The organism is Achromobacter sp. AONIH1 (assembly GCF_002902905.1).
Lineage (GTDB): Bacteria > Pseudomonadota > Gammaproteobacteria > Burkholderiales > Burkholderiaceae_B > Achromobacter.
Map to the genome: position 1 here is coordinate 1,722,453 of NZ_CP026124.1, position 11,461 is coordinate 1,733,913.

At 64.5% G+C, this 11,461-nt stretch carries 11 protein-coding genes; 7 read left to right on the top strand and 4 right to left on the bottom strand.

All coding sequences use genetic code 11. The features are described from left to right. Positions 1 to 12: 12 nt before the first annotated feature. The 6 genes from C2U31_RS07935 (at position 13) to C2U31_RS07960 (ending at position 5,148) form a co-directional block, all read left to right on the top strand. On the top strand, positions 13 to 516 hold the full coding sequence (locus tag C2U31_RS07935) for a glycine zipper 2TM domain-containing protein (RefSeq protein WP_103272350.1): 504 nt from the start codon (positions 13 to 15) through the stop codon (positions 514 to 516). Positions 517 to 934: 418 nt separating this feature from the next. Then, positions 935 to 1,174, top strand: coding sequence for an acyl carrier protein (locus C2U31_RS07940; RefSeq protein WP_103272351.1), 240 nt, complete (start codon positions 935 to 937; stop codon positions 1,172 to 1,174). Next, positions 1,152 to 2,330 carry a D-alanyl-lipoteichoic acid biosynthesis protein DltD gene (locus tag C2U31_RS07945; RefSeq protein ID WP_103272352.1) on the top strand — a complete coding sequence of 393 codons (1,179 nt, stop codon included), beginning with the start codon at positions 1,152 to 1,154 and terminating at the stop codon, positions 2,328 to 2,330. Before C2U31_RS07940 ends, C2U31_RS07945 begins: the two co-directional genes overlap by 23 nt. Continuing rightward, on the top strand, positions 2,327 to 2,530 hold the full coding sequence (locus C2U31_RS30750) for a hypothetical protein (RefSeq protein ID WP_199771082.1): 204 nt from the start codon (positions 2,327 to 2,329) through the stop codon (positions 2,528 to 2,530). Before C2U31_RS07945 ends, C2U31_RS30750 begins: the two co-directional genes overlap by 4 nt. Positions 2,531 to 2,543: 13 nt before the next feature. Further along, the gene (locus C2U31_RS07955) at positions 2,544 to 3,671 is read left to right on the top strand and encodes an MBOAT family O-acyltransferase (RefSeq protein ID WP_103272353.1); all 1,128 of its coding nucleotides are present in this window, start codon (positions 2,544 to 2,546) and stop codon (positions 3,669 to 3,671) included. 28 nt (positions 3,672 to 3,699) lie between these two features. Next, positions 3,700 to 5,148, top strand: coding sequence for a D-alanine--poly(phosphoribitol) ligase (locus C2U31_RS07960; protein ID WP_103272354.1), 1,449 nt, complete (start codon positions 3,700 to 3,702; stop codon positions 5,146 to 5,148). A 282-nt stretch (positions 5,149 to 5,430) separates the two neighbouring features. Here C2U31_RS07960 and C2U31_RS07965 read toward each other — a convergent pair whose 3' ends face one another. Beyond that, complete coding sequence (locus tag C2U31_RS07965) at positions 5,431 to 5,991, bottom strand: YggT family protein (RefSeq protein WP_103272355.1); 561 nt, start codon at positions 5,989 to 5,991, stop codon at positions 5,431 to 5,433. On the opposite strand from C2U31_RS07965, the gene C2U31_RS30470 reads away from it, so the two are divergent. Next, the gene (locus C2U31_RS30470) at positions 5,990 to 6,139 is read left to right on the top strand and encodes a hypothetical protein (protein WP_158658325.1); all 150 of its coding nucleotides are present in this window, start codon (positions 5,990 to 5,992) and stop codon (positions 6,137 to 6,139) included. The two genes, C2U31_RS07965 and C2U31_RS30470, sit on opposite strands and share 2 nt — an antisense overlap. A 25-nt stretch (positions 6,140 to 6,164) precedes the next feature. Here the strand turns inward: C2U31_RS30470 and C2U31_RS07970 are convergent, their stop codons facing one another. From C2U31_RS07970 to C2U31_RS07980, 3 genes are all read right to left on the bottom strand, one after another. Next, entirely contained in the window at positions 6,165 to 6,764 is a 600-nt protein-coding gene (locus C2U31_RS07970) for a histone H1-like DNA-binding protein (protein ID WP_103272356.1), read from the bottom strand. A gap of 346 nt (positions 6,765 to 7,110) precedes the next feature. Beyond that, positions 7,111 to 8,310, bottom strand: coding sequence for a ribonucleotide-diphosphate reductase subunit beta (locus tag C2U31_RS07975; protein ID WP_103272357.1), 1,200 nt, complete (start codon positions 8,308 to 8,310; stop codon positions 7,111 to 7,113). A gap of 20 nt (positions 8,311 to 8,330) precedes the next feature. After that, positions 8,331 to 11,261 carry a ribonucleoside-diphosphate reductase subunit alpha gene (locus C2U31_RS07980; RefSeq protein WP_103272358.1) on the bottom strand — a complete coding sequence of 977 codons (2,931 nt, stop codon included), beginning with the start codon at positions 11,259 to 11,261 and terminating at the stop codon, positions 8,331 to 8,333. Between the last annotated feature and the right edge of the window lie 200 nt (positions 11,262 to 11,461).

Consider the following 11,461-nt stretch of genomic DNA (forward strand, 5'->3'; position numbering starts at 1 on the left):
CGAGGAGTCCAAATGAACCAAACCAAACCCATTTCCCTGGTCTCGCCGCGCGCCGGCCGCTGGCTGGCCGTCGCCGCCGTCGTCACGTCGATGGCCGTGCTGGGTGGCTGCGCCAACCGCAGCGCCTCCAGCGGCGTGTACAGCTATGACCAGGCTCAGCGCGAGCAGATCGTCCGCACGGGCACAGTCACCGGCGTGCGTCCCATCGTGATCCAGAACGACAAGTCCAGCGGCGCAGGCATGCTGGCCGGTGGCGCGCTGGGCGGCGTTGCGGGCAACGCGGTCGGCGGCGGCACGGGCCGCACCATCGCCACGGTTGGCGGCGCCATCCTGGGCGCGCTGGCGGGCAATGCCATCGAGAACTCGGTTGGCAAGTCGTCCGGCTACGAAATCACGGTGCGCCTGGACAACGGCGAAACCCGCGTCGTGGCCCAGGAAGCCGATGTGCCCATCAGCGTCGGCCAACGCGTCCAGGTGATCAGCGGGGCAGGCCCCACGCGCGTCACCCCGATGTAAATCGTCGTCGCCAGAGAAAAGCCCGCGCAAGCGGGCTTTTTTCATTGGCGCGGGCCGCGCAGGAAAGCCGCTGGAACACCGCGGCGTCGTGCTGGGTTCCGCTGGCGCAGGGTTCCTCGCGCAGTCTGTCGTTCCGCCGCAACGTGGCGCACCGTGATTACCCTCGAAATGCCGTACTTTTTGTGTTTTTCCGCGATTTCGGCCGGAAGTTTCATGGCGATTCAACGGTTGAAGTGCCATGATTCGCCTGCCACGCCGACAAGGGCCGGAATGATGTTGTAACGGCTTGCATCGGCGCCACCCGGGAAGCCGGTCGGCATCGTCAGTTGATTTTCAGGTTTTTTCTGTAAACTCGCCGTCCTGAATCTCGGGGCGGGGGATGTTGTGCCTTTCGAGGCGACATAACGCTGCACTATCTATGCATACCGAGCAAGAACTCCACACCAAGATCGGCGAGATCGTCGAGTCGATCGTCCTCAAGAAAGTCACTCCCGACACGCAGTTGATCGCTACCGGCCTGGTGGATTCGCTCGCCGCCGTGGACATCACGCTGGCTGTCGAGTCCGAGTACGGCTGCAGCATACCGGCTCCGGAGATCGCGGAGCATTTACAGTCGGTTCGCACGCTTGCCGGCTATGTCGCTGCCCATACTTCGTAATTCCCGGCTGCTGTCGCACGTCGCGGCCGCCGCTACGGCGGTTGCGCTGGCCATCGGCGCGTACCTGGGCGCGGACGACGTGCTCAGCCGCATCGTCCTGCCGGTCGCCGCGCCCGCCGCGGACAAGAGCAACTACCTGCCCAATCTGGGGCCGGATTGGGGCACCCAGCACGTCAACCTGAACCGCCTGGGCAATGCGCTCAGCGACGGCACGCTGGTGGTGCTGGGCTCGTCCGAGCTGTCCAGCCACGATTTGCGCTTCGTGCCGTACCGCTTCTTTCCCGAAGAGCTGAAGGTGCCGACGCTGGCCTATGGCCACGCCATGTTCCAGTCCTACGGCATGGTCAGCGTGCTGGAGTCCGTGGCCGATTCGCTCACGCCGAACACGCGCCTGGTCATCATGGTGTCGCCCGCCTGGTTCGCTTCTGGCGGGCAACTGCCGCGCAGCGCCTTCGCCGAGCATGTCACGGGGCCGGTCTGGAACCGCCTTTGGGACAAGCCCAGCACGCGCGAGCAGTTGCAGACCTGGATCAGCGACAACGCGAACTGGGGCCTGCTCTGGCTCATCGCGAACGGCCAGGTGGCCGAGCTGAAGGACAAGGTCTCGTTGTGGTGGAACGCGCGCCAGGAACCCGCGCCGGACAAGCCGCGCAGCAAGCTGTCCGTGCCGGCGCACCGCTACGTGGTCTGGCCCTCGGCTGCCCGCCTGAACGCCGGGCACTGGAGCCGCCTGACCCAGGAGGCGCGCGAAGTCGAGCACAAGCTGGGCGGCAATAATCCCTACGATGTGCGCGACGACTACTACAAGCAGTACCTGGCATCCCTGTACTCGCCGGCGCGCAACGAATTCGCCAATGTCGACCCGCTTACCCGCACCGAACTGGGCGACCTGTCGCGCCTGATGGCGCTGCTGCAAAAGCGCAAGGTCAAGGCGTACTTCGTGATCCAGCCTTTCAATCCCAAGCTCATCCTGGACATGGAGCGCTTCGATCCGGTGGTGGCCGCCATCACCGGCATGTGCACGCGCTACCAGATGGGCTGCCTGGACCTCTACAGCATTCCCTTCGAGCCCGGCATGGTGCGTGACGACATGCACCTGGCCGAACTGGGCTGGGCCATGGCCGACCAGGGCATTGCGGAGTATTTTTCCCGATGAAGCAATTTTTTTGCAGGGCATTCGCCAAGCCGGATGACGCGGCGGCGCCTGACCGGGATGCCGGCAAGGGCTGGGGCCGGCGGTTCCTGTGGCACCTGTGCCTGTACCTTGGCGTGATCCTGGTGTTCGTGCTGCAGGCCCAGCCCACCACGGGCAGCGGCGGACCGATCAAGGTCGAATTCCAGTACCAGCAATTCTGAGCGCGGCCCCAGCATGGAATTGTTCGCAAGCTTGAGTTTCTTTGGCGGCGCCCTGTTCGGCGGACTGGGCCTGTTGGCCTATCGCGCCTTCGGCATGCCGTTGCGCATCGGTTATCGGCACGTCATCGCCGCGATCTGCCTGGCGGTGTGGATGGCGGTGTTCTGGCACCGGCCCTGGCAGCCACTGGCGCTGCTGGCCATTTCCGGCGCCGCGCTGTGGGCGGTGCGCCGCAAGTACATTCCGACCTGGCTCGCGGTCATCATCACGATGACGCCCTTGCTGCTGGTCAAGACCGGCGTATCGCACCTGGCGGCGATGCTGGGTCTGTCCTTCGCGACCTTCCGCGCCATCGATGTGCTGCTGTTCGCGCCGCGCAACGAACGCATCTCGCTGCTGGACTACTGCATCTACGTGTTTTTCCCGCTGACGCTGCTGGCCGGTCCCATGTACCGCTGGCGCAACTTCCAGGCCGACCTGAAGCGCGGCTATGAAGGCGTGAGCCTGAACACCTGGCTTTCGGGCCTGGAACTGATCATGGTCGGCGTGATCCAGAAGTTCGGCCTGGCCGAGCTGATCTGGCGCTACGGCCTGTCGACGCTGGACGCGCACGATTATTCGTTCACCGGCGTGGCGCTCAATGCCTCGCTGTACAGCGCCTACCTGTTCTTCGACTTCGCCGGCTATTCGACGATGGCGATCGGCATCGGCATGCTGTTCGGCTTCAACCTGCCGATCAATTTCCGCAATCCGCTGGCCACGCTGAATCCGCAGGATTTCTGGCGGCGCTGGCACATCAGCCTGTCCGAATGGCTGCGCGACGTGGTGTTCATGCCCATCTACAAGGCGCTGAGCAAGACGGCGTTCTTCGGGCGGCACCGGATGGCAGCGCAGAACATCGGCATCTTCGCCACGCTGCTGGCCATGGGCGTGTGGAACGGCCTGTCGCCGCACTACATCGTCAGCGGCCTGATGTTCGGCGCCTATTCGGTGGGCCACAACCTGCTGGTCAATGCCGCCCGCACTCGACCGGGGCTGCAGGCCGCGCTGGCCCGGCCCCTGATGCGCTTCGCGGGGCGCGTGTTCACCCTGATCCTGGCCGCGCTGGCGCTGTACGTATTCAGCGGCCGCAGCCCGATCTGATCCAATTTCATACGCCGGGAGCATCGGCATGCGTTTCGACCTGAAATCCTTCGACTTCGTGGAATGCGAGCGCGCGCCCGATGCGCTGGCGGTGACCGCGGCCGACCGGAACCTGAGCTGGGCGCAACTGCGCGCCGAGGCGCTGGCCTGGGCCGACGCCGCGCGTGCGCATGGCGCGGCGCCGGATGTGCCGGTGGCCATCTATGGCCACAAGCAGGCTTCGTTCTTCGTGGCGATGGTCGGCGCGCTGCTGGTCGGCGCGCCGTTCGTGCCGGTCGACACGATCTATCCGCCCGAGCGTCTGCGCCGCATCGTCGAGATCGTGAGGCCGGCGGCGGTTTTCGATGCGGCCGCTGGCCGTTTTGAACCCGGCCACGGCGCGTCGCTGGCCGAACGCGGCCTGGCCTACGTCATGTTCACCTCGGGCAGCACCGGCGATCCGAAGGGCGTGCAGATCGGGCGCGAGAGCGTGGGCCTGCTGGGTGACTGGATGCTGGGCAGTTTCGGACTGGGCGACGCGCCGGTGTTCATGAACCAGGCGCCGTTCAGCTTCGATCTGTCGATGTACGAAGTCTTCGCCACGCTGGCATCCGGCGGCGCCTGCGTGCTGAACTCGCGCGAACTGATCGCCACGCCCGCCGCGTGGATCGCCAGGCTGGCCGAACAAGGCATCACGGTGTGGGTATCGACGCCGTCCTTCGCGCATCAGCAACTGGCCAATCGGGATTTCTCGCCCGCGACGCTGCCGACCTTGCGCACGTTCCTGTTCTGCGGCGAACCCTTGCCGGCCGCCCTGGCCAAGAAGTTGCGCCAGCGTTTCCCGGATGCGGCCATCCTGAATACCTACGGTCCGACCGAGGCCACTGTCGCCACGACCTGGATCGAGATCACGGACGCGGTGCTGGCGCAGCACGATCCGCTGCCGGTCGGCCACGCCAAGCCGGATTGCGAGCTGCTGGTGACGGACGGCGAGATCTGCATCGTCGGCGACCATGTCATGCGCGGCTATCTGAACCGTGCGGACCTGAATGAGCAGAAGCTTTTCGTCCACGCTGACGGCCGCCGGGGCTTTCGCACCGGCGACCTGGGCCAGATGGAGGAGGGCGGCCTGCTGTTCTGCCGTGGCCGCATGGACGATCAGATCAAGCTCAACGGTTATCGCATCGAACTGGCGGAAATCGACGAGGCGCTGCACGGGCTGCCCGGCGCGGAGGGCGGCGCCTGCGCCGTGCTGCGCCGTCCGGATGGCACGGCGGTGCGCCTGATCGGCTTCGTCACGGGGGCGGCGGTGGCAGGCGAGCAGCCCGCCTTCCTGGACGCGCAGGCGCTATCGAACTGGAAAGATCTGCTGGCCCAACGCCTGCCGCCCTACATGGTGCCGTCCGAGCTGGTGGCCTGCCCGGCCCTGCCCATGTCGAACAACCACAAGATCGACCGCAAGAAGCTGATCGATATCTATGCCGGGATACCCGCGTAGGGGCAGCGTGGCCGCATGCGCCGATGAGGGTGGCCGCATGCGCTGGTGAGCGTGGCGCTAGACATGCCGTCAGCTCGTCGGGGATCGATTGATATGGGCGGCTTGATGTGGGCGCCGAGCAGCTGGCACTGAGGCGATCCACATTGCTTCTACGCCGTCGTCTCTCTTTGAGAACACACCTTCCCAAGCAGCACTGCCTCCCCAAGCCGGGCAGCGCGGATCCGGCTCCGCCGGTCCGCAGCTGCGCCCCTGGGGGAAGGCGCGCAGCGCCTCGGGGGGGGCCTACACCCCCATCAGCGAATAACTGAGGCGGGCCAGGACCATCAGCACGATCTGCGCGACCACCAGCAGGACCAACGGCGAGAAATCGATCGAGCTGCGCGGCAGGATGCGGCGGATGGGATCGAGCAGCGGCGCGGTCAGGGTCGAGAGCAGCGGCATGAGCGGCGCCATGGGGTTGACCCAGGACAGCACGGCCTGGATCAGCGTCAGCCAGACGATCAGGTTGAGCGCCCACTTGATCGCCATGATCAGCGCCGAGCCCATGGCGGCGGGCAGCAGGGCTGCGGGGATCAGCGCGCCGATGGCCACCAGCCAGATCAGCACCAGATAGACCAGCGCCGACAGCCAGGTCGCCACCAGGCTGGTCCAGTCGATCTTGTTGCCGGCGGGAATGATCTTGCGCAGCGGCAGCACGAGCCAGTTGGTGGCTTGGTAGATCGCGCGCGCCAGCGGATTGAACGGCGGCAGCCGAATCGCGTGCATCCATGCCCGTGCGATCAAGGCGGCGCCGAATAGCGTGAAGACGATTTCGAGCAGGAAGCGAAGGATTTCACCGAGCATGGACGGGATCTACCAGAAAAAGACGGATTCCATTGTCGCACGGGCAGATGAAAAAGTGCCTCCGCGCGGTGACGGTCAGCGCCAGGGATGGTCCGGCTTGCGAGACGGCCTCAATGAAAAAGCCGCCTGGCCAGGCCAGGCGGCTTAAGTACCGCTAGACGGCTGAGTCCGGATTAGGGACGGCCACCGGTCGGGAAGGGCCACGACGCGGCGGGGTTCAGCGCGGTCTTCGCACCCGGGGCAGCAGCCGTGGACGGCGGCGTGGCGGGCTTCTTCGGAGCGGCTTTCTTCGCAGCGGGCTTCTTGGCGGCCGGGGCCTTCTTGGCAGCCGGGGCAGCCTTCTTGGCTACGGCCTTCTTGGCAGCAGGCGCCTTCTTGGCTACGGCCTTCTTGGCAGCCGGCTTCTTGGCGACAGCCTTCTTGGCAACCGCCTTCTTGGCGACGACCTTCTTGGCTACCGCTTTCTTGGCGACGGCCTTTTTGGCGACGGCCTTCTTGGCTGCGGGCTTCTTGGCCGCGACCTTCTTGGCGACGGCCTTCTTGGCTACCGCTTTCTTGGCGACCTTCTTGGCTGCCGGCTTCTTGGCGGCGACCTTCTTGACTGCCGGCTTCTTGGCGGCAACCTTCTTCACCGCCGGCTTCTTGGCGGCGACCTTCTTCACTGCAACCTTCTTGGCGGCAGCTTTCTTGGCCGGGGCGGCCTTCTTCGCTACTGCCTTCTTGGCGGCGGGCTTCTTCACCGCTTTCTTTACGGCTTTCTTGGCTGTTGCCATGGTCATGCTCCTTAGGTTCAGGGGTCCCAGAACTTAAACCCGTGCCCCGACCCGCCAACAAAGCGGACCGTGCCCGGGCTATTCATCGGCGCATGCCGCTGTTCTGTGCGAGCAACAGCTACTACGGTTTGCGCTAATGAATTCGGCACAGCCATTTGATATGGCCCCCGCTCCTTTGGCGCGAGCCATTTCAAATGGCGCCGGCAGGTCAGCCTGAAACAGGCCGCCTACCGCTAGTCTTGCGTGTTCGAAGCACCCTGACCGGGGAGCGCGCCGCCATGGCCTGTCGCGAACGCGACGCCTCGTGCTTGAGGCGTGCCCGCGCCGGGCCTGGCGGCGTACGGCTTTACTCCCAGCTCAGCGTGCCACCGGTTTGGTATTCGATCACGCGAGTTTCAAAAAAGTTGCGTTCCTTCTTAAGGTCGATCATCTCCGCCATCCACGGGAAGGGATTCTCTTCCTGGGGGAACAGCGGTTCGATGCCGATCTGTTGGCAGCGACGGTTGGCGATGAAGCGCAGGTAGGACTTGAACATCGGAGCGTTCAGGCCCAACACGCCGCGCGGCATCGTGTCTTCGGCGTAAGCGTATTCGAGTTCGACCGCTTTGCGGAAGAGTTCTCTGATTTCTTCGCGGAATTCCGGCGTCCAGAGATGCGGATTCTCAAGTTTGATGGTGTTGATCAGGTCGATGCCGAAATTGCAGTGCATGGATTCATCGCGCAGGATGTACATGTACTGCTCGGCCGCGCCGGTCATCTTGTTCTGGCGACCCAGCGCCAGGATCTGCGTGAACCCGACGTAGAAGAACAGGCCTTCCATCAGGCACGCGAAGACGATCAGCGACTTCAGCAGCGTCTGGTCGGTTTCCGGCGTGCCGGTCTTGAAGTTCGGGTCGGCGATCGCGTCGATGAACGGGATCAGGAATTCGTCCTTGGCGCGGATGGACGGGACTTCGTTGTAGGCGTTGAAGATCTCCGCCTCGTCCAGGTCCAGGCTCTCGACGATGTATTGGTAGGCGTGCGTGTGGATCGCTTCCTCGAACGCCTGGCGCAGCAGGAACTGGCGGCATTCGGGCGCCGTGATGTGGCGGTAGGTGCCCAGCACGATGTTGTTCGCGGCCAGCGAGTCGGCCGTGACGAAGAAACCCAGGTTGCGCTTGACGATGCGGCGCTCGTCCTCGGTGAGCCCGTTCGGGTTCTTCCAGAGGGCGATGTCGCGCGACATGTTGATTTCTTGCGGCATCCAGTGGTTGGCGCAAGTGGCCAGGTACTTTTCCCAGGCCCACTTGTACTTGAACGGCACCAGCTGGTTGACGTCGGTCTGGCCGTTGATGATGCGCTTGTCGGCAACCTTCACGCGGTGCGAGACGGCATTGCCGCTGGCCGCCAGGCCGGCCGCGTGTTCAGGCGCGGCGGGCGTGGGCAGGGCGGAGTCGCCGAACACACCGGTCGCCGCCCGGACTGCGGGCGCGCCCTGCGAGCCCGCCGCGGGCGCGGGGGCTTGTGCAGGTTGCGTGGCGAGGTTGTCGTCTTCCCAATTAATCATGATTCATTCTCCGGAGGCGGTTATTGGCAGGCTTCGCACTCTTCGAAGCCGGGATCGCCCGGCCGCATGGTGCAAACCGCCCCGAGAACTTCGGGTTCCGGCAAAACAGGTGCAGCGGCCACAGGCGAGGCGGCGGATTGGCCGCCGGCGCTGACGGCGTTCAGTTCGCCGCCGCGGCCCGTGGATTTCTCGGCGCTGGTCGCGCCCAGGGTACGCAGGTAGTACGTGGTCTTCAGGCCACGCTTCCACGCCAGCTTGTAGGTGTCGTCGAGTTTCTTGCCCGATGCGCCGGCCATGTAGATGTTCAGCGACTGGGCCTGATCGATCCACTTCTGGCGACGCGACGCGCATTCCACCAGCCAGCTCGGTTCGACTTCGAACGCGGTGGCGTAGAGTTCGCGGAGTTCGGAAGGTACGCGATCGATGCGGGACAGGCTGCCGTCGAAGTACTTGAGGTCGGCGACCATGACTTCGTCCCAGAGACCGAGTTTCTTCAGGTCACGCACGAGGTAATCGTTTACGACCGTGAACTCGCCGGAGAGATTCGATTTGACGTACAAGTTCTGGAAAGTGGGTTCGATGCACGCAGATACGCCAATGATATTGGAAATAGTGGCGGTTGGGGCAATTGCGATGCAATTGGAGTTGCGCATGCCATGTTGTTTGATGCGCGCGCGCAACGTATCCCAATCGAGCGTGCTCGATTCATCGACCTCGACATGACCACCGCGTTCATCGCGCAGCATCTTCAACGTGTCTTGCGGCAGGATGCCGCGCGACCACAGCGAGCCTTCATACGATTGATAGCGGCCGCGTTCCTCGGCCAGCAGGCTCGAGGCCCAGTATGCGTGATAGCACACCGCTTCCATCGACGTGTCGGCGAATTCGACGGCGGCTTGCGAGGCGTAAGGCACGCGCATCATCTGCAGGCAGTCCTGGAAACCCATGATGCCCATGCCCACCGGACGGTGGCGCAGGTTGGAATTGCGCGCCTTGTCGACCGCGTAGTAGTTGATGTCGATCACGTTGTCGAGCATGCGCATGGCGATGCTGACCGTGCGCTTGATCTTCTCGTGGTCGAGTTCGAAACCGCCGCCGGCGGCCGGCTTCATGTGCGCGACCAGGTTCACCGAACCCAGGTTGCACACCGCGATTTCGGAGTCGTTGGTGTTCAGCGTGATCTCGGTGCACAGGTTCGAGCTGTGCACCACGCCGACGTGCTGCTGCGGCGAACGGATGTTGCACGGATCCTTGAACGTGATCCAGGGGTGGCCGGTTTCGAACAGCATCGACAGCATCTTGCGCCACAGCGTCAGCGCCGGCATCTTCTTGAACAGCTTGAGGTCGCCGCTGGCCACGCGGGCTTCGTAGCCCAGGTAGGCTTTTTCGAACTCATGGCCGTACTTGTCGTGCAGGTCGGGGCAGTCGGAGGGCGAGAACAGGGTCCATTCGCCGTTTTCCATGACGCGCTTCATGAACAGGTCGGGAATCCAGTTCGCCGTGTTCATGTCGTGCGTGCGGCGGCGTTCGTCGCCGGTGTTCTTGCGCAGTTCGAGGAATTCCTCGATGTCCAGGTGCCAGGTTTCCAGGTACGTGCAGACCGCGCCCTTGCGCTTGCCGCCCTGGTTCACCGCCACGGCGGTGTCGTTGACCACCTTCAGGAACGGGACCACGCCCTGGCTTTCGCCGTTGGTGCCCTTGATGTGGCTGCGCAGCGCGCGCACCGGGGTCCAGTCGTTGCCCAGGCCGCCGGCGTACTTGGCCAGCAGCGCGTTTTCCTTGATGGCGTCGTAGATGCCTTCCAGGTCGTCCGAGACCGTGGTCAGGTAGCACGACGACAGCTGCGAGTGCAGCGTGCCCGAGTTGAACAGCGTGGGCGTGGAGCTCATGAAGTCGAACGAGGACAGGATCTCGTAGAACTCGATGGCGCGCGCTTCGCGGTTGGTCTCTTTCAGCGCCAGGCCCATGGCCACGCGCATGAAGAAGACCTGCGGCAGTTCGATGCGGGTGCCGCGGATGTGCAGGAAGTAGCGGTCGTACAGAGTTTGCAGGCCGAGGTAGCCGAACTGCAGGTCGCGGCTGGCGTCCAGCGCCTGGCCCAGCTTGGCCAGGTCGTATTGGGACAGGTCGGGCGACAGCAGGCCGCCTTCGATCCCGCGCGAGATGAAGGTGGGGAAGTAGTCGGCGTAGCGCTGGCTCATGTCGGCCTGCGAGACTTCCTGGCCCAGCACTTCCTTGCGGATCGTGTGCAGCAGCAGGCGGGCGGTGACCTGGCTGTAGGCCGGGTCTTTCTCGACCAGCGCGCGGGCGGACAGGATGGCGGACTTGAACACTTCGTCCACGGGGATGCCGTCGTACAGATTCTTGACGGTTTCCTTCAGGATCGCTTCGGTGTCGATGAACTCGGTCAGGCCCACGCCGGCGGCTTCGATGGTGGCGCGCAGGCCGGCGATATCGAGCGGACGGCGCACGCCGTTGTCGGTCACGTTCAGCGACGGGCCGGATGCGGGGGCGGCGGCCTGCTGCTGCGCGTCGGCCGCGGCGGCTGCCGCGCGTTCCTGGGTGCGCTTCTCGCGGTACAGCACGTAGGAGCGGGCCACGTCATGCTCGCCCGAGCGCATCAGCGCCAGTTCGACCTGGTCCTGCACGTCTTCGATATGGAAGGTGCCGCCGCCGGGACGGTTGCGCACCAGCGCGTTGACGACCTGCTTGGTCAGCGATTCGACCAGCTCGCGCACGCGGGCCGAAGCCGCGCCCTGGCCGCCATTGACGGCCAGGAAGGCCTTGGTCATGGCGATGGCGATCTTGCTGGGCTCGAAACCGACCACCGAGCCATTGCGGCGGATCAGGTTGTAGCTGCCCCACTGACCGCCGTTGGCGTCGGTCGAAGCATCGGTTTGGGAGGGCGGCACGGCCGTGGGCCGGGTCACAGAGGCGATCGTAGTCTGCATGGAAGCTCCTGTGTGGAAAGCGCGTAGATAGGGCGCGACGGCATCGCGCCGGATACGGAATGGGTTCTGTTTTGAGGGGGATCGCGACGCTGGGACGGTGTCGTCCGGATGGCGTGGCCGACGGGAATCAGCGCTTGGGCGACCACAACATGTAGTGTAGCACCCCTCATTTCGCACTAATTCTAGTGATCGACTAAGAC